Here is a 22659-nt window from a genome sequence, read left to right as displayed (position 1 = left end):
ACTATGCTCGGTCAGCGCTGTCCAAGCCCCCCGACCTCCGGAGCACCGCAATGGCCCTCAAGATCACCGTGATCGGCACCGGCTACCTCGGCGCCACGCACGCCGCCGCCATGGCCGAACTCGGCTTCGAGGTGCTCGGTCTGGACGTCGTGCCGGAGAAGATCGAGATGCTCACGCGGGGCGAGGTCCCGATGTACGAGCCCGGTCTCGAGGAGCTGCTGCGCAAGCACGTCGCCGGGATCGAGGGGTCGAGCGGGCGACTGCGCTTCACCATGGACTTCGCGGAGGTCGCGGACTTCGGCGACGTGCACTTCGTCTGCGTGAACACGCCGCAGAAGCACGGCGAGTACGCCTGCGACATGTCGTACGTGGACGCCGCGTTCGCCTCGCTCGCGCCGCACCTGAAGCCGGGGGCGCTCGTCGTCGGCAAGTCGACCGTGCCGGTCGGCTCGGCCGAGCGGCTGGCCCGGCTGCTGCCCGAGGGCACGGAGCTGGCGTGGAACCCGGAGTTCCTGCGCGAGGGCTTCGCCGTGAACGACACGCTGCACCCGGACCGGATCGTGGTCGGCGTGGGCAGCGAGCGGGCCGAGAAGCTGCTGCGGGACGTGTACGCGACGCCGGTCGGCGAGGGGACGCCGTTCGTGGTGACGGACTTCCCGACGGCCGAGCTCGTGAAGACGTCGGCGAACTCCTTCCTCGCCACGAAGATCTCCTTCATCAACGCCATGGCCGAGGTGTGCGAGGCCGCCGGCGGCGACGTCGCGAAGCTCGCCGAGGCGATCGGCTACGACGAGCGGATCGGGCACAAGTTCCTGCGGGCCGGGATCGGGTTCGGCGGCGGGTGCCTGCCCAAGGACATCCGGGCGTTCATGGCGCGGGCCGGTGAGCTCGGTGCGGACCAGGCGCTGACGTTCCTGCGCGAGATCGACTCCATCAACATGCGGCGGCGCGGGGCGATGGTCGAGATGGCGCGCGAGGCGCTCGGGGGCGGGGCGTTCCTGGGCAAGCGGGTCGCTGTGCTGGGTGCGGCGTTCAAGCCGGACTCGGACGACGTGCGGGACTCGCCCGCGCTGAACGTGGCCGGGCAGATCCACCTCCAGGGCGGTCAGGTGACCGTGTACGACCCCAAGGGCATGGACAACGCCCGTCGTCTCTTCCCCACGCTCGGGTACGCGGAGTCGGCGCTCGAGGCGGTGCGGGGGGCCGATGTGGTGCTGCACCTGACGGAGTGGCGGGAGTTCCGGGAGCTGGATCCTGCGGAGCTGGGGGGTGTCGTGGCGGGGCGGGTCGTGTTGGACGGGCGCAATGCGTTGGACGCTTCGCTGTGGCGGGAGGCCGGGTGGACGTATCGCGCGATGGGGCGGCCTGCCGCGTAGCGGGGTGCGTCGTGCGCGTGGTTGCTCGTGCGCTGCCGGGTGCGGGTCGGTGGGGCTTCTCGCGCCGTTCCCCGCGCCCCTGAGCGGGGCCTCATCTGCCTGGTTGGGCCTTTGTTGCCGGGGGCCGGTTGGTGGGGGTTGCTCGCGCAGTTCCTCGCGCCCCTGAGCGGGGCCTCATCTGCCTGGTTGGGCTTTTGTTGCCGGGGGCCGGTTGGTGGGGGTTCTCGCGCCGTTCCTCGCGCCCCTGACGGGGCGCTACTTGGAGCGGTAGCGGCGCATTTTGGCTCTGGCGCCGCAGGTTTTCATGTCGCACCAGCGGCCCTTTCCCGCGGGGCTGCGGTCGTAGTAGGCCCAGTGGCAGTCAGGGGCCTCGCAGGCCTTGAGGCGGGGCCAGGTGCCGTCCGTGCGGGCCTCGGCGATGGCCGTCGCCACCCGGGCCACCAGTGCGGAGCCGTCCAGCGGCACCAGGGTCGCCGAACCGTCCCGTGCGTCGATCTCCACCCGTAGCGGCGCCTGTGCCAGCAGCTCGCCGAGCGGTGTCACCTCGCGGTGCGGCGGATGGCCCGCGTGGGCCAGGCAGGCCGCTCGCAGCGCCTCGCGCAGTTCCCGGGCCTCCGCGGCCCCGTCCGCCGTGATGCCGAAGGCCGCCCGGCCCTCCGGCGTGTCCAGCGCGTCCTCGCCCGTGGTGATGTCCCGGAGCGTGTTCACCAGCTCCTCGATCAGGGCCAGGCCACCGGGTGCGGGCGCGCGGTCAGTCATGGATGCGACGTTACCTCTTGCGGGGGTCCTTCCGGTAACCCATGCTGGCGCTGTTCGTTGTTACCCGTTGGCGTTGCCTAGAGGTAACGCCGTCGTTCTGGATCCTGGAGGGATCATGGCCATCGCGAAACTCGGCGTCGTCGTGCTCGACTGTCCCGAGCCGCGGGCGCTCGCGGACTTCTACGCGGCCGTCCTCGGCGCCACCGTCACGGGCGACGACGGCGAATGGGTCGACCTGGACGTGCCGGGCGGGCAGCCGCTGGCGTTCCAGAAGGCGCCGGGGTTCGTGGCGCCGGCCTGGCCCGCGCCCGACACCTCGCAGCAGTTCCACCTCGACCTGACCGTCGAGGACCTGGACGTGGCCGAGAAGGAGGTCGTCGCGCTGGGCGCCAAGGTCCTCGACGCGGACGACCGCAAGCGGAGCTGGCGGGTTTACGCGGACCCGGCTGGGCACCCGTTCTGTCTCTGCGCCTGCTGAGACCCCCGAGAGGTGAGTGGTCACCCATGGCTTTCGCGAGGATCTGCACCGTCGCCGTCGACTGCCCGGACCCGGCCTCGCTCGCCGAGTTCTACGCGGCCGTGCTCGGCGGCGAGATCCGCAACTACCAGGGCAAGGGCGACTGGTACGACCTGCACGTGCCGGACGGGCGGCGGATGTCGTTCCAGCGCGTGCCCGGGCACAAGCCGCCGGACTGGCCGGCCGCCGACCACGACTCCCAGCAGCTCCACCTCGACCTCGACGTCGACGACATAGAGGCCGCGCAGGAGCAGGTGCTCGCCCTGGGCGCCACCGCCCTCGACCTGGCGGACGAGGGCGGGGCACGGGACTTCCGGGTGTACGCCGATCCGGCGGGGCACCCGTTCTGCCTGATCCGGCCCGACTCGGCCTAGGCGGTGGCCGGCCCTCGGCGGTGCCGGGTGGCGCGGGCGGTGAACTCGGCGCCGCGCAGCACCCGCTGGACGTTGCCCCAGGTGAGCAGCGCCAGGTCGGCCTCGGACCAGCCCCGGTCGAGGAGCTCGGCGACGAGGGCCGGGTAGTCGGTGACGCTCGTGAGCCCTTCGGGGTGGGCGTCCCCGGTGTCGTACATGCCGGAGAGCCCGACGGACTCCGGGCCCGCGACCCGGTGGACGTGGTCGATGTGGTCGGCGACGTCGCGCAGGGCCGGTCCGGTGCGCGCCGCCGAGCAGGGCACGAGGCACAGGCCCTTGCTCGCGCCGAGCGCGGCGAGCAGTTCGTCGGAGAGGTTGTCCGGGTGGCCGTTCAGGGCGCGGGCGCCGGAGCGGGTGAGCATCGTCGGGGCCTTGGACACGGCGAGGGCGCGGGTGGCCGTCGCCTCGGAGGCGCCGGTGAGGTCGACGAGCATGCCGAGCCGGTTCATCTCCCGGACGACCTCCTCGCCGAACGGGGTCAGCCCGGTGTCGGGCGCCCATGACGTGCCGCTCAGGGTGAGGGCGCGCAGCCCGAGTCCGTGCAGGGCGCGCAGCGTGCCGAGGGAGTCGCCCACCGCGGCGCCCGGGGCCGGGCCGATGAGCACGGCGATCCGGCCGTGCGCGCGGGCGTCCGCGGTCTCGGAGGCGGAGCGGGCCAGCCGCAGGCCCTCCGGATAGCGGGCGACGACGTGGTTGACGAGGTCGATCTGCTCCAGCGCGGAGGTGACCGGCCGGTCGGCGGACACGTCGACGGCCCAGAGCAGGGCCCCGGTGCCGCCGGCCCGCAGCCGCGGCAGATCGGCCTCGACGGAGCTCTCGCCCAGTTCCAGGTCGTAGTAGGGCAGGGTGCGCAGGGCGCCGGGCAGGCCGCAGTAGCCGTCGGCGACGGGGTGCAGGGCCAGCAGGTCACGGGCGGCGGCCGGCTCGGGGGTGTCGGTGGCCGAGGGCGACGACGATGGCGAGGACGCTGGGGACGAGGACGACGGGGACGACGGGGACGGGGGCGACGGGGGTGCGGGGTATTCGGCGAACGAGGCGGGCCGGTCGAGCTCGCCCGCTTCCGTCGGGGCGTTCAGTTGATCCTGCAGGTCTGCCATGGCACTGCTCCGGCCAAAATGTGGGGACAAGCGTTCGGACCACCGTGGCACGGGTGTACGAGGGACACGCGGCGGGCGACTCCGTTCGGGGGACCCCTGGGCCGATCGGGGGACGCCGGAACGGGCGCCGGGCGAACGACTGAGGGGCGCCCCGCGGGGCGCCCCTCAAGCCGTCGTCCGTGCCGGCCGGCCGTCCGAGCCGGTCAGCCGTCCAGCTGCGCCAGCGTCGCGTTCGACGGACCGCGGCTGCCCTGGATGTCGCGGGCGACCGCTTCCGCGTCGCCGAGCACCCGCACCGCGTTGTGCCACGTCAGCTTCGCCACGTCGTCCCGGGACCAGCCCCGGTCGACCAGTTCGGCGATCAGGTTCGGGTAGCCGGAGACGTCGTCGAGGCCGTCCGGCGTGAAGGCCGTGCCGTCGTAGTCGCCGCCGATGCCGATGTGGTCGATGCCCGCGACCTCGCGCATGTGGTCGAGGTGGTCCGCCACCGTGGACGCCGTCGCGACGGGCCGGGGCCGCGCCTCCTCGAAGGCGCGGTGCAGCTTCATCGCCTCCGGGGACGTGTCGAGGTGGTGGAAGCCGTGCGAGCGCAGGTTCTCGTCGGCCGCGGCCGTCCAGTCGACCGCCGCCTGGAGGACGAACTTCGGCACGAAGGTCGCCATCGCCACTCCCCCGTTCGCGGGGAGCCGCTCCAGCACGTCGTCCGGGATGTTGCGCGGGTGGTCGCACACGGCCCGCGACGAGGAGTGCGAGAAGATCACCGGCGCCGTCGACACGTCGAGCGCCGCGCGCATCGTGGTCGCCGCCACGTGCGACAGGTCGACGAGCATGCCCTCGCGGTTCATCTCGCGCACGACCTCGCGGCCGAACGCCGACAGTCCGCCCACGCCCGGCTCGTCCGTCGCCGAGTCCGCCCACGCGATGTTGTCGTTGTGGGTGAGCGTCATGTAGCGCACGCCCAGCGCGTACAGCGCCCGCAGCGTGGCGAGGGAGTTGTTGATCGAGTGGCCGCCCTCGGCGCCCTTCAGCGACGCGATGCGGCCCTCGGCGCGCGCCGCCGCCATGTCGGCCGCCGTCGTCGCGGCGCGCAGATCGCCGGCGTACCGGGCGACCAACTGGTCGACGCAGTCGATCTGTTCGAGCGTGGCGCTGACCGCCGCGTCGCCCGTCAGGTCCGTGCGCACGTAGACGGACCAGAACTGCGCGCCGACCCCGCCGGCCCGCAGCCGCGCGAGGTCGGTGTGCAGGTGGGCGCTCTGGTCGGCGGCGATGTCACGGGCGTCGATGTCGTACGTGACCTGCTCGCGCAGCGCCCACGGAAGGTCGTTGTGCCCGTCGACGACCGGGAACTCGGCGAGGATCGCGCGAGCCTGCTCCAGGGAGTCCGGCACGCCGCTCACTTCCCCGAGCCGAAGCCGAAGCCCGAGCCGGCGCCCTCGACCTTGGTGCGCAGGCGCTTGCCCTTCTCGGTGGCCTGGTCGTTCAGGTCCTGCTGGAACTCCCGCATGCGGACGAGGAGGTCCTCGTCGTGGGCGGCGAGGATGCGGGCCGCGAGCAGGCCCGCGTTGCGCGCGCCGCCGACCGACACCGTGGCGACCGGGACGCCGGCCGGCATCTGCACGATCGACAGCAGCGAGTCCATGCCGTCCAGGTACTTCAGCGGCACCGGCACGCCGATCACCGGCAGCGGCGTCACCGAGGCGAGCATGCCGGGCAGGTGGGCGGCGCCGCCCGCACCCGCGATGATCGCCTTGAGCCCGCGCTCGGCGGCCTGCTCGCCGTAGGTGATCATCTCGCGCGGCATCCGGTGCGCGGAGACGACGTCCACCTCGTAGGGGATCTCGAACTCGTCGAGGGCCTTCGCGGCGCCCTCCATGACGGGCCAGTCGGAGTCGGACCCCATCACAATGCCAATCACAGGGCTCATTCGGTGATCGTGCCTCTCAGGTATCCGGCTGCGTGACGGGCGCGGTCGAGGACCTCGTCCAGATCGTCGCCGTAGGTGTTCACGTGACCGACCTTGCGGCCGGGCTTCACGTCCTTGCCGTACATGTGGATCTTGAGCTGGGGGTCGCGGGCCATGCAGTGCAGGTACGCGCTGTACATGTCCGGGTAGTCGCCGCCCAGGACGTTGCACATGACCGTCCACGTGGCGCGCGGGCGCGGGTCGCCCAGCGGGAGGTCGAGGACCGCGCGCACGTGGTTCGCGAACTGGGACGTGACCGCCCCGTCCTGCGTCCAGTGGCCGGAGTTGTGCGGGCGCATCGCCAGTTCGTTGACCAGAATCCGCCCGTCGCGGGTCTCGAAGAGTTCGACCGCGAGGTGGCCGACGACGCCGAGTTCCTTGGCGACGCGCAGCGCCAGCTCCTGGGCCTCGCCCGCGAGCTGTTCGTCGAGGTCGGGGGCCGGGGCGATCACCGTGTCGCAGACGCCGTCGACCTGCTGGGACTCGACGACGGGGTACGCGACCGCCTGGCCGTGCGGGGAGCGGACCACGTTGGCCGCCAGCTCCCGGACGAAATCGACCTTCTCCTCCGCCAGGACCGCCACGCCCGCCTTGAACGGCTCGGCGGCGTCGGCCTCGGAGCGCACGAACCACACGCCCTTGCCGTCGTAGCCGCCGCGCACCGTCTTGAGGATGACGGGGAAGCCGTCGCCCTCCTCGGCGAAGGCGACCACGTCCGCCACGTCGCGCACGATGCGGTGCCGCGGGCACGGGACGCCGAGCGAGCTGAGCTTCGCGCGCATCTCGCCCTTGTCCTGGGCGTAGAGCAGCGCGTCGGGTCCCGGGCGGACGGGGATGCCGTCCGCCTCCAGGGCCCGCAGGTGCTCGGTCGGCACGTGCTCGTGATCGAAGGTGATCACGTCACAGCCGCGCGCGAACTCGCGCAGCGTGTCCAGGTCGCGGTAGTCGCCGACGACGACATCACCGACGACCTGCGCCGCGGAATCCTGAGGAGTGTCACTGAGGAGCTTGAACCTGATGCCGAGCGGGATGCCTGCCTCGTGTGTCATACGAGCGAGCTGGCCACCGCCGACCATGCCGACTACGGGGAACGTCACACCCTCAGGGTATCGGCCATATGACCGGTACCCGTACGACCCTCTCCTTGTACGAACCTCCATGTGCGCCGTCCACAGGCGACGGAGAGGCCCCGTGGTTAGCATGGCTGGGTCGGTTCTCACGGGAGCCGCACGACCACACCACGGGGACAAACGGGGGCCGAGGCGAGATCATGACAGGGACGACCAGCCGACAGACCGGCTCCGGCCTGGGCGCTTTGCGGCAGCGCTTCGACGCGCTCGCCCGGGAGATCGCCAAGTTCGGAGTCGTCGGAGCGCTGGGCGTGCTCGTGAACTTCGGCGTGTTCAACCTCATGCGGCACGGCACCGACCTGCAGGTCGTGCGCGCCAGCGTGATCGCCACGGTCGTCGCCATCGCCTTCAACTACGTGGGGTTCCGCTACTTCACCTACCGCGACCGCGACAAGACCGGCCGCGCGAAGGAACTCACGCTGTTCCTGCTGTTCAGCGTGGTCGGCCTGGTGATCGAGAACGGCGTCCTGTACGCGGCGACGTACGGCTTCGGCTGGGACAGCTCGCTGCAGAGCAACTTCTTCAAGTTCCTCGGCATGGGCCTCGCGACCCTGTTCCGCTTCTGGTCGTACCGGACGTGGGTGTTCAAGGCGCTGCCCGCGCGGGAGGCCGTCGCCAGTGCGGAATCGTTCCTTGAGGGCCGGCCGGCCGCCGCGCCCCCGGTCCACCGCGTGAAGTGACCGCGTGACCGCTACCTGATCGTCGGCAGCTCCGGGTCGTCGTCCGACTGCTTCTTCATCGGCGTACGGGACAGGAACAGACCGAAGACGGGCGGGCTCGCCTGGAGCATTTCCAGTCGTCCTCCGTCGGCCTCGGCGAGATCCCGGGCGACGGCGAGGCCGATGCCCGTCGAGTTCCGGCCGCTGATGGTGCGCTCGAAGATCCGCGAGCCCAGTTCCGAGGGGACGCCCGGGCCCTCGTCCGTGACCTCGATGACGGCCTGGTTGCCGGTGACACGGGTGCGCAGGGCGACCGTGCCGCCGCCGTGCATGAGCGAGTTCTCGATGAGCGCCGCGAGCACCTGGGCGACCGCGCCCGGCGTGCCGACCGCCGTGAGGTGCCGCTTCCCGGAGGAGACGATGGCCCGCCCGGCGCTGCGGTAGGCCGGCCGCCACTCCTCCAGCTGCTGCTTGATCACCTCGTCCAGGTCGAAGGTGACGGCCGAACCGGTGCGCGGGTCACGGGAGTTGGTGAGCAGCCGCTCCACGACGTCGGTCAGCCGCTCGACCTGCGCGAGGGCGATGGTCGCCTCCTCCTTCACCTCGTCCAGGTCGTCGGTCATGGTGATCTCCTCCAGCCGCATGGAGAGCGCCGTGAGGGGCGTGCGCAGCTGGTGCGAGGCGTCGGCCGCGAGCCGCCGCTCGGCCGTCAGCATCCGGGCGATCCGCTCGGCCGACCCGTCGAGGACGTCGGCGACCCGGTCCAGCTCGGGCACCCCGTACCGCTTGTGCCGCGGCCGCGGGTCGCCCGAGCCGAGGCGCTCCGCGGTGGACGCCAGGTCCGTGAGCGGGGAGGCGAGCCGGTTGGCCTGGCGTACGGCGAGCAGGACGGCGGCGACGATGGCGAGCAGCGCCACCCCGGCGATGAGCAGGAACGTCCGGCCGACCTCGCGGGTCACGGCCGAGCGGGGCTCCTCGACGGTGACCTTCTCGCCCTGCTCCCCCGGCGCGGTGTACCGGATGACGTCGCCCTCGGGCTTGGCGCCGATGTGGATGGGGGCGCGGCCCGGCATCCGGATCACCGCGTACCGGTCGCCCGCCACCTGGTCCCGGAGGATGTCGCCGGTGACCTGTTCCTCGCTGAGGAGGCGGCTGTCCACGATCGAGGCGAGGCGGACGGCCTCGGACTCCACGCGCTCCTGGGCGCTGTTCGTGATGGTGCGGGTCTCCACGATGACGAGGGAGACCCCGAACACGGCGATCACGACCAGGACGACGGCCAGGGTGGAATTGATGAGTCGGCGGCGCATGACTCTCAGTGTCCCGGATCGGTGCGCCGCAGCGGGGTTACGGTCCCGGGGCTCCGCCCCGGTCCCCGCTGCTCAATCGCCGCACGGGCTCGATCGGTCAGCTCTTCTCGAAGCGGAAGCCGACGCCGCGCACGGTCGCGATGTACCGGGGGTTCGCCGCGTCGTCGCCGAGCTTCTTGCGCAGCCACGAGATGTGCATGTCGAGCGTCTTGGTGGACGACCACCAGGTGGTGTCCCACACCTCGCGCATCAGCTGGTCGCGCGTCACGACCCGGCCCGCGTCGCGCACGAGCACTCGCAGCAGGTCGAACTCCTTCGCGGTGAGCTGGAGCTCCTCGTCGCCCATCCAGGCGCGGTGCGACTCGACGTCGATCCGCACGCCGTGGGTGGCCGGGGCCTCCTTGGGCTCGGCGGAGCCGCGCCGCAGCAGGGCCCGGACCCGGGCGAGCAGCTCGGCGAGGCGGAACGGCTTGGTGACGTAGTCGTCGGCACCGGCGTCCAGGCCGACGACCGTGTCGACCTCGTCGGCGCGCGCGGTGAGGATGAGGATCGGCACCGTGTGCCCCTCGGCGCGCAGCCGGCGGGCCACCTCCAGGCCGTCCATCCCTGGCAGGCCCAGGTCGAGTACGACGAGGTCGATGCTTCCCTGCAGTCCGGCGTCGAGGGCGGTGGGTCCGTCCTCGCGGACCTCGACCTCGTAACCCTCCCTGCGCAGGGCGCGGGCCAGCGGCTCCGAGATGGACGCGTCGTCCTCGGCGAGCAGTACACGGGTCATGGAGTGATGGTAGTCCGCGCCGGACGACGGTCGTGGGGTGATCGGCAACAGCGGGCCGCCGGACGGAACGGAACCCCCACCTCCGCGTTCGCGTCCTCCACCTGTGGGATGCGAACCTGGAAAGCGCCTTCGAATCAGCGAGTTGGTTCCATGGTCACCTGTGATCCATCTCTCAAGTCCTTCCATATGCCGCACTGTCGTGTCGTAAGGTGACCCAACGCCTGATGCACTACTGGGGGACTTTCGGAGCGTATTGCCACCGAAAGTCCCTTTTGTGTGTGGCTGACGAACGTCAGCACCGAAGCAATGACCTGCGGCCGGGCCCCGCGCGTAACGAAGCGCGCCGGGGCGTGGATCCCGGGTCCGCCGTACCAACTCCCCGCGGGCGTGGGGAGGACGGCAGGACTCCGGTGCCGGCCGACCCCCACCGGGCGCACGCTTTACCCCCACAAAGGAAGCGGCGGCGTCCCGAGCTAGCAAGGAACCACCATGGCGTCCACCATGACGAAGGCTTCCACCGTGCCTCCGGCCGGTGAGAGGACCTTCCTCGGCCACCCCAGCGGCCTGGCCTTCCTGTTTCTGACGGAGATGTGGGAGCGCTTCAGCTTCTACGGCATGCGCGCGCTGCTCGTGCTCTACCTGTCGGCCGCCGTGGTCGACGGCGGTCTCGGTCTCAACGTCGCCACGGCGACCGCGATCTACTCCGTCTACAACGCCCTGGTGTACCTGCTCGCCCTCCCGGGCGGCTGGCTCGGTGACCGCGTCTGGGGTCCGCGCAAGACCACCGCGGTCGGCGCCGCGATCATCATGGTGGGCCACTTCACACTGGCTCTGCCGTGGTCCGGCACGTTCTACCTCGGCCTCGGCTTCATCGCCGCCGGTTCGGGTCTGCTGAAGGCCAACATCTCGACGATGGTCGGCCACCTGTACCCGGACAAGAACGACCCGCGCCGTGACGGTGGCTTCTCGATCTTCTACATCGCGATCAACGTCGGCGCCTTCTTCGCGCCGCTGGCCATCGGCACCGTCGGCCAGAAGGTCGACTGGCACCTCGGCTTCGCCATGGCCGGTGTCGGCATGGCGATCGGCCTGATGTTCTTCCTCTTCGGCTTCCGCCACCTGTCGCCGGAGTCCAGCGTGACGCCGTCGCCGATGAGCGGCGCCGAGAAGGCCGCGCTCTGGAAGAAGGCCGCCTTCTGGGCCGCCCTGGCCGTCGTCTTCTACGGGATCGTCCTGGTCGGCAGCTGGTTCACCGTGAACTGGGTGCTGTGGCCGCTGACCGTCCTCGGGCTGGTCCTGCCGGTCTGGTACCTGGTCAAGATGAAGCGTGACCGCGACCTGTCCGACACCGAGCAGTCCCGGGTCTCCGCGTACATCTGGTTCTTCGTCGTCGCCGCCATGTTCTGGGGCATCTTCGACCAGTCCGGTTCCACGCTGAACCTGTTCGCCAACGACAACACGGCCAACACGCTCTTCGGCTTCGACTTCCCGTCCAGCTGGTTCCAGTCCCTGAACTCGCTGTACGTCATGGCGTTCGCGCCGGTCTTCGCCTGGCTGTGGCTCGCCCTCAACCGGCGCGGCAAGGAGCCCAGCTCCATCACCAAGTTCGCCAACGGCGTCTTCCTGATCGGCCTGTCCTTCTTCGTGATGATGCTCGCCCAGGCCGCGGCCTCCGGCGACGCCAAGGTGACCCCGCTGTGGCTGTGCGCGGTCTACCTGATCCAGACCATCGGTGAGCTCACCCTCTCCCCGGTCGGCCTCTCCCTCACCACGAAGCTGGCGCCGGAGAAGTACGGCTCGCAGATGATGGGTGTCTGGTTCCTGGCCGTCACCGCCGGTGACTCGGTCATCGCCCTGCTCCAGCTGATCGGCGCGCCGACCGACTCCGAGTACTGGTTCGCCTCGCAGGGCCTGATCGCCGTCCTCGCCGGCGTCGCGGTCTTCATGTTCCGCCGCAAGGTCAAGCCGCTCATGAGTGGCGTGCACTGACCCGCTCCGCGTGACAGGGGCCCCGCGACACCGTCAGGTGTCGCGGGGCCCCTTCGCCGTTCGGCCCGTCGGCCTTCCCGCGTGCGGGACCTACCGCCTGACGACCCGCCGCGCCTTCGGCAGGAACGTGAAGACCGCTCCGCCCAGCAGGATCACCGTGCCGGCCACCAGGCCCAGCGCGCGCAGGGCGCCGTCGTTCGAGGCGCCCGTCTCGGCGAGGCCGCCGCTCGTGGAGTCCGAGCCGCCCGCGGAGCCGCCGGCCGAACCGGAGCCCGAGCCCGAGGCGCCGCCCTCGACGGCCGTCGTGTCGATCTCCAGGGAGACCTCCGTCCTGGTCGGTGTGCAGGTGGTCGTCGTGCCGAGGGCCTTCACCGTCAGGACGCCCGGCGAGAGCGTCGACTTGCCGTCGGCGCCCGGCTTGTAGGTGCCCGTCAGGTCGGGGATGGTCATCGGGTCGCCGGACTTGATGGGCTCCTTGTTGGTCGGGCCCTCGACGTGGACCGTGCCCTTGTCGGCGCCGCCCAGCTTCACCTCCATCGACGGCTTGACCGAGTCGGCCGGGATGTCGGCGGGGCTGTCCATGACGGATTTCTTGAACTGGACGGTGAGCGCGTAGTTCCCGCCGTCCTTCTTCGCGTCGATCTGCACCGGGGACGTGGCGTTCTTGTCGCCGATGGGGGTCTTGCAGGCGTAGGGAATGCTGACTTCCTTGCCCTTGAAGTCGCTCTGGCCGCCACCGCCGCCACCGCTGCCGGTACCGCCGGAGTCGCTGCCGCCCGCGTTGCCGCCCGTCGCGCCGCCGGTGGGCAGGGCCGTCGGCAGGCCCGTGGGCAGACCGGTGGGCGCGGTCGTCGGCAGGCCGCCGATGGCGCCGCCGCTGCCCGAACCGCCGCCCGAGACCTTGATGGTCGCGCCGGGCTTCACGGTCTCCTTGGGCGTGCACTTGGTGTCCGTCGAGATCGGCTTGCTGACGTTGATGTTGTACTTGTCCGGCGTCAGGGTCACGTCCCCGGCCGTCGTCAGCTTCACCTTCCCCTTCATCGTGGACAGCTGCATCGGGCTGTTCTTGGGGATCTTCGGGTTCTCCCGCGGGCCGGACATCGCGATGTCCCCGGTCTGCGCGCCGGCCGCCTTGAGGGTGCCGGTGGGCTGCACGGTGTTCGCGTCGAGGTCGAGGACGTCCGGGTTCTTGGAGGCGGCCTGGACGAACTTCCAGGTGATCTCCACCTCGTCGCCGACCTTCGCCTCCGCCGGCGCCGTGATCTCCACCTTCGTCGTGCCCTCGACGGGCGGCAGGTTGGAGATCGCCGGGGGGACGCACTCGGTCCGGTACGAGACTTCGGCGGCCTGCGCGGGGGATGCGACGAGGAGCAGTCCCGCCCCGCCGAGCATCAGGGCGACGCCGGCCGCGCTCACTCTCCGTTGCGTGCTCACGTGTTTCCTTTCGTCGTCGGACTGTCGGGCGGTGCGGAGAGCTGACCGGCCGCGGGCAGCCCCGGATCGGTGTCCGGGGTGAACCAGGGCAGGGTGGTCGTGGTGTCGGACGCGGGGCCGGTGCCGTTCGCGGGCGGCCCGGCGGGTTTCGGCTCCTGCTGCGGGAGCTTCAGCCTCGGCATCCGTACGGTGAGTTCGGCCAGGCGCTGGGAGCCGCGGTGGCGGCCCGGCGCGTGCCGGTCGCGCGGGCGCAGGCGGTCCACGACCGCCATGCCGATCCGGAAGACGGCGGCCGGCACGACGACGCACAGCAGGATCCAGAAGAGGGTGACGCCCCAGGGACGGCCGACGCCCCAGGGCTGTTCGGCCAGGACCTTGCCGCCGTACTTCAGCGACACCAGGTAGCTGCCGTGGGCGCCCGCCGTCAGTTCGACCGGCAGCTCGATCCGCGCCTTGCGGCCCGGACCGATCGTGCCGCGCCACTGCTGTTCCTCCCACTGCGGCGCGAACACGCCGTGGGAGGTGCCGACCTGGAAGACGGGGTTCTTGACGGGGGCCGAGCCGACGTTGCCCACGGTGAAGGTGAAGGTGCGCGACGGCGGGGCGCCGAACCAGGTCAGCAGGCCACTGGAGCCGTCGAGGCGGGTGTCGGTGACCATGGACAGCTGTCCGTCGCCGGAGGACCGCGGGAGCGGCTTCACGGGGTGGCCCGCCACCTTGAACTCGGCGTCGACCTGCGCCTTCTCCCCGGTCACCGTCGCGACGTGGACGACGCAGGGGCACGCCTTGGGCGGTTCGGCGACGGCGAGCTTCTTGCTGAACGTCCCGTCCGCGCCGGTGGTGACGGCGAGGCCGTCGGCGTTCGCGCAGGAGTTGGTGCCGCCGATCACGCCGCGCGCGGGGCTCGACTGGCCGCAGATCAGCATCATCAGCAGGGCGTTCGGACGCCAGTCCGCGCCCTTGACGGTGATCGAACCGCCCGTTCCCGCCTGGGACTTGGAGAGGGTGACGGTGGGTTTGCCGGCGGCCGCGGCCGGACCTGCCCAGGGGGCGGTGCCCGCGAGGAGCGCGGCCGCCAGAGCCAGGACGGTCAGCAGCCGCGGGGCGCGGGCGCTGCGGCGATTCATGGCGTACTCCTTCGGTTCCCGGGTCGGCGGCGGACGTACCAGAAGGCGGCGCAGGCCGCGCCGGCGAGCACGGCCAGGGCGCCGCCGACCGCGCCCCACGGCACGAACCGGGCGGTGGCCGTCGCCGAGTCCGCCGCGCCGCCGCCCGCCGTGACCGTCACCTTCACGTCGACCGCGTCGAGCGCGGGGGCGTCCCGCCAGGGCTCGGTGAGGGTGACCCGGCGCCCGGGGAGCAGGTCGACGGGGAGGGTGCGGGGGCTCTTGCGCAGGACGGTGCCGAAGACGCCGTCGGCCCGGACCGCGAGGCGGGGCGTGAGCGTCGTGTTGCCGCGGTTCACCACGTCGTACGCGATGGAGTCGCCGTGCTCCACCCGTACGTGCTCGACCGTGAGCGCGGAGAGCGTGGGGCCGCTGATCCGCAGGTGGACGCTGACCCCGGCGTCCCGCCCGGCCGCGCTCGCCACGACCGCGCCCGGGTGGTCGCCCGGTGTCGCGCCGGGCGGCACGGTCACCGTGAACGGGACCTCGGCGCGGGTGCGGGCCGGGACCCGCACCGTCCGCTCGGCGAACGTGATCCAGGCTCCGGTGTCCTTCGCCTTCTCGCGGACGTCCAGGGAGCCGTCGCTGAGGTTGTCCGCGTCGGCGCCGCGGAGGCTGATTCTGATCGGTCGGGTGGTCGGGTTCGTGACGGCCACCTTGTCCTCCAGGACGGTGCCGGGGGCGCCCTCCGCGTAGATGTACGGACGGCCGTCCGACGCGGCGGGCCGGGACCCGCCGCCCGCGGAGGGGGCGATCGTCCAGGCCGGCGGGGCCGCTTGTGCCGGGGTGCCGCCCCACGTCAGGAGGGCGGCACCCAGGAGTGCCGAGGCGGCGCGGGAGCCGCGGATCCGGGTGCGGGCGCGGGGCGTGCGGGGTTGCCCGCGCCACGTGGCGGAGCCACCCCTCGGCACAGGCCCGCGCCCCCTGCGGAGCGCCATCTAGCGCGCCGACTGGTTCCTGCGGGTCAGCCACAGTGCGCCCGCCGCCCCGACCAGCAGCACCGTCCCGCCCAGCGTCCCCAGCGCGATCGCCGAGTCCTCGGGACCCGTCTGCGGGAGGGAGTCGCCGCCGGACGGGGCCGACTGGGAGGAGCCGGACGAGCCGGAGCCCGTCGAGCCGCCACCGCCGCCGGCGCCGCCCGCCGCCTTCACGTCCAGTTCCAGGGACGGCTTCGGGTTGTTGGCCGGGGTGCAGGTGGTCGTCGTGCCGAGCGCCTTGATGGTGAGGACACCGGCCGTGAAGGTGACCTTGCCGCTCTTCTTCGGCGTGTACGTGCCCGACAGGTCACTGATCTTGATGGGCGTGTTGGCGGGGATCGCCTCGGAGTTCGGCGGGCCCGAGACCGGGACCGAGCCGCTGTCGGCGCCGCCGAGCTTGATGACGGCGCTGGGCTTCATCGCGCCCTTGCCGAGCTCGACGGGGCTGGAGGAGACGCCCTTCTGGAAGGACATGGTGATCTTGTAGCCGCTGCCGCTCTTGACGCTCTTCATGTCGATCGGGGAGACGGCGCCCTTGTTCCCGATCGGCGTCTTGCACTGGTAGTTCACGTCCTGGACCGTCGCCTCGGCTGCGGGGGCGGCCATCAGCACCGCCGAGCCTGCCAAGGCCGCGCTGAGCGCGAACGCGGCGGTTCGTTTCGGGTACGTCCGGTACGACACCTCGAGATCCCTTCAGACCGACGGTTACTGACGGTTCATCAGATGCGGGTGGCTCAAGGTACGCCCGGGACCTTGCCGAGGGAAGACAAAGAGCACGCCGGATCGAAGACGATCCGGCGTGCTCTCGACAGTGCCGGGCACCAGGGACGGAGCCCCGTACGGGCGGGTCAGGCGGGGGCGCCCACCTCGGCCCACACGGTCTTGCCCGTCACTCCGGGGGTGCGCACGACCCCCCAGTCCAGACAGAGGCGTTGGACGATGAACATGCCGTGGCCGCCGGGGCGGCCCGCACGGTGCGGGGTGCGCGGGGCGGGCTGGCCGGCGCCGCGGTCCGTGACCTCGATGCGCAGCACCTTGTGGGCCGACGAGTCGCCGAAGAAGAGCGCCAGTTCGTCCGGGCCCTCGGCGTGCAGGCACGCGTTGGTGACCAGTTCGGAGACGACCAGCAGCACGTCCTCCGCGGCGGCACGCCGGTCCGCGCTCGCGGCGGGCAGCCAGCCCCAGGCGTGCAACGCGTCCCGGGTGAAGTCGCGGGCGAGCGGCACGATTCCGCTCGCGCCATGGAGGCTCAGCCTGCGGACCTGGCGGTCCCCGGCGGCCGGCACGTCGCCGGGCTCGGGGCCGTGGTCGCCCGGCGAGTAAGGCCGGGTGGTGCTCATCAGCACTTCACCTCACCGATTCACCAATTCAGCTTCAGGATTCAGGGTTCAGGGTTCGCGGGCGGGGGTCTGGGTCCTGCTGTCTTCGAGTGTCGCTCGTCGTCGGGTCCTGGGCCTTGCTCGGGGTGTCTCCTGCCCGGGCGGACGCCGGGAACACCCACTTGTTCGGGTCAGACCTTGTGACGCTGGTAACGCGGCGATCACGCGAAGACAACTGGAGCGTAACTTCTGCTGGTCGCCACTGTCCGCGATCGGGCGGATCCGGTCAGTCGCCCGACGCTTCGGCCGCCAGGGCCGCCTCCAGGGATTCATGCACCGAAAAAACGGCCTCCGCGCCGGTGATCTCGAAGACTCGGGCCACCACCGGCAGCATCCCGGCCAGATGGACACCGCCCCCCGCCGCCTCGGCCTTGAGGCGGGCCCCGAGGAGCACGTTCAGCCCCGTCGAGTCGCAGAATTCGAGGCGCGAACAGTCGATGACCAGCCGTGACAGCCCCTCATCGAGGCATTGCTCGAGGGGGTCGCGCAGCAGATCGGCGGTGTGGTGATCCAACTCACCCGCCGGGGTCACGACGGCACTCGAGCCCTCTTGTCGCACCTCGACCAGAAGCCGGCCCCGAGCCGCGCTGCCGACTGTCCCGCGGTCCATGACGTCTCTCTCTCGCTGCCTTCGACGTGCCGGTTGACGCCCTCGAACACTACGCCTTCTGTACGCCCCCCGGTACCCGAACAACCCCTAGGAATCGGACATTTCAGCACAGAGCGCACTTGCGGCCCGGTGAGGAAAGCGGGTAGGCCTAGTAAGGACAGAAATCGACACGGCCGGCTTTGGAGGCGCCGCACACCGCAGTGCACGTATTGGCATCGGCAGCCATATGCCGAGAACGATGGAGGACATCATGTCACCCCGGCTCGACGAATCGCGTACTGACCAGGCGACGTCGACACTCCCCCCGGAACCCCGATCCCCCCACACGGAGGTCGAGCAGCCCGCGTCCGACACCCTCGAAGGACTTGAGGGCCTGCCGGAGATCCCCCCGTTCGACGAGGTGGGACCGCTCGACGCACGAGCTCTCTCCAAGACCCTCTTCGAGCGCCTCGAATCGCTCGAGGAAGGCACGCACGAGTATTCCTACGTCCGCAACACGCTGGTCGAACTCAACCTCGCCCTGGTGAAGTTCGCCGCGTCCCGGTTCCGCTCCCGCAGCGAGCCGATGGAGGACATCATCCAGGTCGGCACCATCGGCCTGATCAAGGCGATCGACCGGTTCGAACTGAGCCGGGGCGTCGAGTTCCCGACGTTCGCGATGCCGACCATCGTCGGCGAGATCAAGCGCTTCTTCCGTGACACCTCCTGGTCGGTGCGCGTACCCCGGCGCCTTCAGGAACTCCGCCTCGACCTCGCCAAGGCGGGCGACGAACTCGCCCAGCAGCTCGACCGCGCCCCCACGGTGGGCGAGCTCGCCGAACGCCTGGGCATCTCGAACGAGGAGGTCGTGGAGGGCATGGCGGCGTCCAACGCCTACACCGCCAGCTCCCTCGACGCCCAGCCCGAGGAGGACGACTCCGAGGGCGCGCTCGCGGACCGCATCGGCTACGAGGACCACGGCCTCGAAGGCATCGAGTACGTCGAGTCGCTGAAGCCGCTGATCGCCGAACTGCCGCCGCGGGACCGCAAGATCCTGTCGTTGCGCTTCGTCGCGGGCATGACCCAGTCCGAGATCGGCGACGAGCTGGGAATCTCGCAGATGCACGTGTCGCGGCTGTTGTCGCGCACGCTGGTGCGTCTGCGCAAGGGGCTGACGGTGGAGGAGTGAGCCCGCCCCTCGGCCCCTTACCGTTCCCAGCACGCACGGGCCCGCCTCCCTGATCCCCGGGAGGCGGGCCCGTGCGCGTCGTGACCCAGGTCACCCCCGGCGCCGTGTCACAGGAGCCGGGGCTCGCTCGTCATGGGGGCGAGACGCTGAAGCGATCAGCTCCCAGGGAGGCCGAGATGAAGGTTGTAGTGGTGGGCGCCGGATACGCGGGGACGACCGCGGCGAACCGGCTGGCCAAGAAGGTCGCGGGCGCCGAGATCACCGTGGTCAACCCGCGCGCCGACTTCGTGGAGCGGGTGCGGCTGCACCAGCAGCTGGCCGGCACCGGTGAGGCCGCGACGCCGCTCACCGGGATGCTGCGGGACGGCATCACCGTCCGGGTCGGCTCCGTCGACAAGATCGGCGACGGGACGCTGACCCTCACGGACGGCGACAGCCTGGACTTCGACTACGCCGTCCTCGCCGTGGGCAGCACGGTGCAGCCCCTGCCGGGAACGGTGCCGGTGGGCACCTGGGAGGGCGCTCAGCGGGCCCGCACGGCGCTCGCCGCGCTTCCCGCGGGCGCCACGGTGACCGTGGTCGGGGGCGGGGCGACGGGGACCGAGACGGCGGCCGAGGTGGCCGAGGCCCGGCCCGACCTGCGGGTACGCGTCGTCGGCCCGGACGTCGCGGGCAACCTCTCCGGCACCGCGCGCACCCGGATGCTGACCGGTCTGGCGGGCCTCGGCGTCGACGTCGTGACCGGCGCCGTCGCGGAGGTGGACGAGTCCGACGGCACCGTGCGCCTCGCGTCGGGCACGGAGCTCGCCTCCGACCTCACGCTGTGGGCGATCGTGTCGGGCGTCCCGGACCTCGCGGCCCGCAGCGGCCTCGACGTCGCCGAGGACGGCCGTGCCCTCGTGGACGCCTACCTGCGCAGCGTCAGCGACGAGCGAGTCTTCGTCGTGGGCGACGTCGCCGCCGTGCCCGGCGCCCGCTTCGGCTGCCAGAGCGCGGGCCCGCAGGGCAAGCACGCCGCCGACGTCCTCGCCCGCCTGACCGCCGGCCGCGAGCCCGCCCCGTACCCGCTGCGCTACGTCTCCCGGGCCCTGAGCATCGGCCGCAAGGACGCGGTGATCCAGTTCACCCACTTCGACGACAGCCTCCGCAAGGCGTACGTCACCGGCCGCACCGGCACCCTGATCAAGGAACTGGCCTGCCGCGGCGGCAAGTTCGGGGCGCGCACGGGGATCACGGGGTGACGGGGCGCGGCCCGCTTCAGAGGGTCTGGCAGGATCACGGCCGCCCCCGGAGATCCGAGCCGAGCGAGTCGCGTGTGAGCCGTCCTGATGCCCCACCGTTTCCCCGACGGAAGTGGATCTCCCTCGCCGTCGCGCTGGTGGTCGCCGCTGCGACCGCTGGAGCGGTCCTCGTCGTACGGGCGCACACTGTGGATCCGGCAGCCGGGTCCGGCAGCCCCCGGTGCGCGCAGGTCGTGTCCCGCGCGCCCGAGCACATCCCCGGGCACTCCCGTGACTGGGTGATCGGGGAGGGCGTCGCCACCTGGGGCGGCAGGACCGCCGTACTGCGCTGCGGCGTCGAGGAGCTCGGACCGAACATCAACATCTGTATCACCGCCGACGGAGTCGACTGGGTCCTGGACGAGACGCGGCTGCGGCGCGACGGGGTGAGCGTCCTGCGCACGTACGGCCGCTCCCCCGCCGTGGAAGTGGCCTACACGGGCCCGAGGGAAGACGTGGGCGGAATCCTGAGCTCGTTGGCGTCCGCCGTACGGCGGATACCGCAGACGAGTGCCTGCCTGAGCCTCGAGGACGTCTAGCCGGACCGTGGCTCGATCCCGAGCGCGCTGCTAACGGCCGGTGGTTTTGTACTTCTCGAGGGCCGCATAGGTGGCGGCAACGATTGCAGTGAGATCCCGGTCGGCATCTCTGCGCCGCTCCAGGCGCTCCCTGCGGCCCGCCTTCCCTTCACCCGGCGTAGGCTCCGACTCCGTCAGATAGGTCGACAGGGCCCAGGCCAGCTGGAGCGCGGTGGCCTTGAGCGACTCCGGCAGGCGGGCAGGGGCCACCTTCGCCTTGGGGAGCAGATCGGCCAGGAGCTTCAGATCGCCGCCCGGGGATTCACGGCGACGTACTTTCTCGTGCTCGACCTCGACCTCCGTGACGGTCTGTTCGTACCCCGCCACGCGCGCCAGGCGTTCACTGAGCCGCCTGTGCCTGAGCGGGATCACCACCCCGGCCGCCGCTGCAATACAGATCCCGATCCCCCATGCCCACCAGCTCCCCGACGGAGCCCCGGCAGCCGAAGCAGCGGGGTGCCCCCCGCTGGTTGCCAACAAGGCGATGTGTACGCCCACTTGCTCCCCTGTGGTCAAAAGGAGGCCTCGGGAGCCCTGTGTGCACCCTGAGGTCTGTTAGGCGTTGAGAGTACTGAAGTGCCGCAGCAGATTCAGGAGTTCCCGCATCAAGGAGTGAAGTGGGTTGGTTTATACGTCGCTTGTTACCGGTGTCATAGACGTCATGGGTCGACCAGCATCCACGAAGGGGCGCTTTCGTGCGAACTGCGGGGCCCCGCAGTTCATCTCGCAGGACTACGTGTCCTTGCCGTACCGGATCCACCGGCCCCTGGGGGACGTGGGGTCCTCGAGGGCGCCTGCCGTGCGCGAGCCCGAGTCCTTCACCCCGCCTGCAAGAGAAAAGGCTCCAGTACTGGTGAACTTCCCACACGTGCCGTCCCAGAACTTGGGGTCCTTCTGCCACTGAACGTCCTTGAGTAGCAGCATGAGGTCGTCCAAGGTGCGGTGCTCGCCCGAGGTCCAGGGCATCGACCGATGCGCGACGGCGCCGAGCGCCGCGAAGACCGCCGGTGCGGCGATGACGTTGCGGGTGCGGTCGGCGAAGTGCCCGGCAAACTCGTCGAAGAGCAAGTCGAGGACGTCCGCGATGGCATCCTCCGCCTGCTCGCGTTCGCAGCCGTCGGGCAGTTCGTTGATGGATCCGCTCGTCCGCTCGAAACCCGGCTTTCCGAAGATCGCAGTGACCACGAACGACCGGAGCGTCGACAGGGTCATCCACTCCCGGTCGGTGGACTTCAGCTGCCGCTGTCGTACGGCGACCAGTTCCTCCAGCGCGACGCCCTCTCCGGTATCGGGGTCCGCCACCGTCATCCGCTTCAGCAGGCCGTTCGCGATGCGAGTCGCCTCGTTGAGCTGGTCAGAGGAGAGTGCCACGTTCTTGTTGGGAATGACCCCCAGCAGGTTGCGGTCGTGGAATATCTGCCGGGCCGACTCCAACGGCATGCCGTGATAGATCTCCACCCCCACGATCCGGGCGTTGACCTGCTGCGCCGTCACCCCGTACCGAGCGGGGTCCTCAAGGAGCAGGAAGTGCGCGAGATGCTGGGTCTCCGCATCGACCAGCACGCCGGACATCGAGTAGGGCAAATAGACCAGATGGTCGACGCCGAACGGGCTCCGCGCCTTGACCTGGGTGAGCGTCTCCTCGGTCCACAGCGCAAAGGGCGGCGTGGCCCAGTGCTCGCCGCGCTCACCCCGGATGACGGCCGCGAGATAGCGGGCGTAATCCTTGGCATTGTCCGCCTTCTTGGTGGACTTGATCGCCCGCTGAACCTGTACGCGCGCCTCCGCCTGCCGCTGGGCCTCCGGGGAGAGGAGTCGGCGCATCCGCGTGTTCTCGGAGATCCGGGGATCGGGGACGATCTGCTGCAGCTTTCCCCAGGGCATTCCGGCCAGCAGCCGGGTGGGGCTCAGCCGGAGCACTCGCAGCGGATCACCCAGCTCCGGCCTGATCTCGTCTGCGTACTCGGTGACCTGCTGCACCACGTCCCCGCCCCTCTCCGCTCAACCGGCGCCGTGGCCACGGAGGGCACAGCCGACGCACGAACAGACTTGAGCGTAGTGAACATCCGTCAACTG

Annotated in this window: 23 protein-coding genes; 8 read left to right on the top strand and 15 right to left on the bottom strand. The window is 71.0% G+C overall.

Annotated elements, in window-relative coordinates:
- The first annotated feature begins 50 nt into the window (after window positions 1-50).
- Window positions 51-1376 carry a UDP-glucose/GDP-mannose dehydrogenase family protein gene (locus tag RBJ77_RS05190; RefSeq protein ID WP_255968535.1) on the top strand — a complete coding sequence of 442 codons (1326 nt, stop codon included), beginning with the start codon at window positions 51-53 and terminating at the stop codon, window positions 1374-1376.
- Window positions 1377-1631: 255 nt separating this feature from the next.
- Here the strand turns inward: RBJ77_RS05190 and RBJ77_RS05185 are convergent, their stop codons facing one another.
- Entirely contained in the window at window positions 1632-2135 is a 504-nt protein-coding gene (locus RBJ77_RS05185) for a CGNR zinc finger domain-containing protein (protein WP_372343873.1), read from the bottom strand.
- 115 nt (window positions 2136-2250) lie between these two features.
- On the opposite strand from RBJ77_RS05185, the gene RBJ77_RS05180 reads away from it, so the two are divergent.
- Both RBJ77_RS05180 and RBJ77_RS05175 read left to right on the top strand, forming a co-directional pair.
- Window positions 2251-2613 carry a VOC family protein gene (locus RBJ77_RS05180; RefSeq protein WP_372343872.1) on the top strand — a complete coding sequence of 121 codons (363 nt, stop codon included), beginning with the start codon at window positions 2251-2253 and terminating at the stop codon, window positions 2611-2613.
- Window positions 2614-2639: 26 nt separating this feature from the next.
- The gene (locus RBJ77_RS05175; RefSeq protein ID WP_372343871.1) at window positions 2640-3026 is read left to right on the top strand and encodes a VOC family protein; all 387 of its coding nucleotides are present in this window, start codon (window positions 2640-2642) and stop codon (window positions 3024-3026) included.
- Here RBJ77_RS05175 and RBJ77_RS05170 read toward each other — a convergent pair.
- The 4 genes from RBJ77_RS05170 to RBJ77_RS05155 all read right to left on the bottom strand — a co-directional run bounded on the left by RBJ77_RS05170 (window position 3023) and on the right by RBJ77_RS05155 (window position 7288).
- Complete coding sequence (locus RBJ77_RS05170; RefSeq protein ID WP_372343870.1) at window positions 3023-4162, bottom strand: dipeptidase; 1140 nt, start codon at window positions 4160-4162, stop codon at window positions 3023-3025. The genes RBJ77_RS05175 and RBJ77_RS05170 overlap by 4 nt on opposite strands.
- Window positions 4163-4365: 203 nt before the next feature.
- Window positions 4366-5553 carry a dipeptidase gene (locus tag RBJ77_RS05165; protein WP_372343869.1) on the bottom strand — a complete coding sequence of 396 codons (1188 nt, stop codon included), beginning with the start codon at window positions 5551-5553 and terminating at the stop codon, window positions 4366-4368.
- 5 nt (window positions 5554-5558) lie between these two features.
- Window positions 5559-6089: a 5-(carboxyamino)imidazole ribonucleotide mutase gene (gene purE / locus RBJ77_RS05160; RefSeq protein ID WP_372343868.1), complete on the bottom strand. Its 531-nt coding sequence runs from the start codon at window positions 6087-6089 to the stop codon at window positions 5559-5561.
- Window positions 6086-7288 carry a 5-(carboxyamino)imidazole ribonucleotide synthase gene (locus RBJ77_RS05155; protein ID WP_372343867.1) on the bottom strand — a complete coding sequence of 401 codons (1203 nt, stop codon included), beginning with the start codon at window positions 7286-7288 and terminating at the stop codon, window positions 6086-6088. The genes purE and RBJ77_RS05155 overlap by 4 nt, the downstream gene beginning before the upstream one ends.
- A 110-nt stretch (window positions 7289-7398) precedes the next feature.
- On the opposite strand from RBJ77_RS05155, the gene RBJ77_RS05150 reads away from it, so the two are divergent.
- The gene (locus RBJ77_RS05150) at window positions 7399-7938 is read left to right on the top strand and encodes a GtrA family protein (RefSeq protein WP_372343866.1); all 540 of its coding nucleotides are present in this window, start codon (window positions 7399-7401) and stop codon (window positions 7936-7938) included.
- An 11-nt stretch (window positions 7939-7949) separates the two neighbouring features.
- On the opposite strand, the gene RBJ77_RS05145 is transcribed toward RBJ77_RS05150, so the two are convergent.
- Together RBJ77_RS05145 and RBJ77_RS05140 are read right to left on the bottom strand one after the other, a co-directional pair.
- Complete coding sequence (locus tag RBJ77_RS05145) at window positions 7950-9227, bottom strand: ATP-binding protein (protein ID WP_372343865.1); 1278 nt, start codon at window positions 9225-9227, stop codon at window positions 7950-7952.
- Window positions 9228-9324: 97 nt separating this feature from the next.
- Entirely contained in the window at window positions 9325-10002 is a 678-nt protein-coding gene (locus RBJ77_RS05140) for a response regulator transcription factor (protein WP_161302504.1), read from the bottom strand.
- A 489-nt stretch (window positions 10003-10491) separates the two neighbouring features.
- On the opposite strand from RBJ77_RS05140, the gene RBJ77_RS05135 reads away from it, so the two are divergent.
- Entirely contained in the window at window positions 10492-11991 is a 1500-nt protein-coding gene (locus RBJ77_RS05135; RefSeq protein WP_372343864.1) for a peptide MFS transporter, read from the top strand.
- 90 nt (window positions 11992-12081) lie between these two features.
- Here the strand turns inward: RBJ77_RS05135 and RBJ77_RS05130 are convergent, their stop codons facing one another.
- The 6 genes from RBJ77_RS05130 to RBJ77_RS05105 form a co-directional block, all read right to left on the bottom strand.
- Entirely contained in the window at window positions 12082-13383 is a 1302-nt protein-coding gene (locus RBJ77_RS05130; RefSeq protein WP_372343906.1) for a hypothetical protein, read from the bottom strand.
- Between the two features lie 38 nt (window positions 13384-13421).
- On the bottom strand, window positions 13422-14552 hold the full coding sequence (locus RBJ77_RS05125) for a hypothetical protein (RefSeq protein WP_372343863.1): 1131 nt from the start codon (window positions 14550-14552) through the stop codon (window positions 13422-13424).
- On the bottom strand, window positions 14549-15502 hold the full coding sequence (locus tag RBJ77_RS05120) for a hypothetical protein (RefSeq protein ID WP_372343862.1): 954 nt from the start codon (window positions 15500-15502) through the stop codon (window positions 14549-14551). The genes RBJ77_RS05125 and RBJ77_RS05120 overlap by 4 nt, the downstream gene beginning before the upstream one ends.
- Window positions 15503-15529: 27 nt before the next feature.
- Complete coding sequence (locus RBJ77_RS05115; protein WP_372343861.1) at window positions 15530-16249, bottom strand: LPXTG cell wall anchor domain-containing protein; 720 nt, start codon at window positions 16247-16249, stop codon at window positions 15530-15532.
- A gap of 167 nt (window positions 16250-16416) precedes the next feature.
- On the bottom strand, window positions 16417-16908 hold the full coding sequence (locus RBJ77_RS05110) for an ATP-binding protein (protein ID WP_255968507.1): 492 nt from the start codon (window positions 16906-16908) through the stop codon (window positions 16417-16419).
- Window positions 16909-17173: 265 nt separating this feature from the next.
- Entirely contained in the window at window positions 17174-17557 is a 384-nt protein-coding gene (locus RBJ77_RS05105) for an STAS domain-containing protein (protein ID WP_372343860.1), read from the bottom strand.
- A gap of 238 nt (window positions 17558-17795) precedes the next feature.
- Here RBJ77_RS05105 and RBJ77_RS05100 point away from each other — a divergent pair, with 238 nt between their 5' ends.
- From RBJ77_RS05100 to RBJ77_RS05090, 3 genes are all read left to right on the top strand, one after another.
- On the top strand, window positions 17796-18725 hold the full coding sequence (locus RBJ77_RS05100; protein ID WP_372343859.1) for an RNA polymerase sigma factor SigF: 930 nt from the start codon (window positions 17796-17798) through the stop codon (window positions 18723-18725).
- Between the two features lie 176 nt (window positions 18726-18901).
- Window positions 18902-19966: an NAD(P)/FAD-dependent oxidoreductase gene (locus tag RBJ77_RS05095; protein WP_372343858.1), complete on the top strand. Its 1065-nt coding sequence runs from the start codon at window positions 18902-18904 to the stop codon at window positions 19964-19966.
- Window positions 19963-20544 carry a DUF3515 family protein gene (locus tag RBJ77_RS05090; protein ID WP_372343857.1) on the top strand — a complete coding sequence of 194 codons (582 nt, stop codon included), beginning with the start codon at window positions 19963-19965 and terminating at the stop codon, window positions 20542-20544. The genes RBJ77_RS05095 and RBJ77_RS05090 overlap by 4 nt, the downstream gene beginning before the upstream one ends.
- Before the next feature lie 30 nt (window positions 20545-20574).
- Here the strand turns inward: RBJ77_RS05090 and RBJ77_RS05085 are convergent, their stop codons facing one another.
- Together RBJ77_RS05085 and RBJ77_RS05080 are read right to left on the bottom strand one after the other, a co-directional pair.
- Window positions 20575-20958, bottom strand: a complete 384-nt coding sequence (locus RBJ77_RS05085) for a hypothetical protein (protein ID WP_372343856.1) — start codon at window positions 20956-20958, stop codon at window positions 20575-20577.
- 357 nt (window positions 20959-21315) lie between these two features.
- Window positions 21316-22566, bottom strand: coding sequence for a DNA sulfur modification protein DndB (locus RBJ77_RS05080; protein ID WP_372343855.1), 1251 nt, complete (start codon window positions 22564-22566; stop codon window positions 21316-21318).
- Window positions 22567-22659 lie beyond the last annotated feature (93 nt).

This window comes from Streptomyces sp. KL116D (assembly GCF_030766975.1).
In the GTDB taxonomy this organism is placed as follows: domain Bacteria; phylum Actinomycetota; class Actinomycetes; order Streptomycetales; family Streptomycetaceae; genus Streptomyces; species Streptomyces longispororuber_A.
Note: the sequence above shows the minus strand (reverse complement) of the source record. Positions and strands in the feature narration are given on the sequence as shown.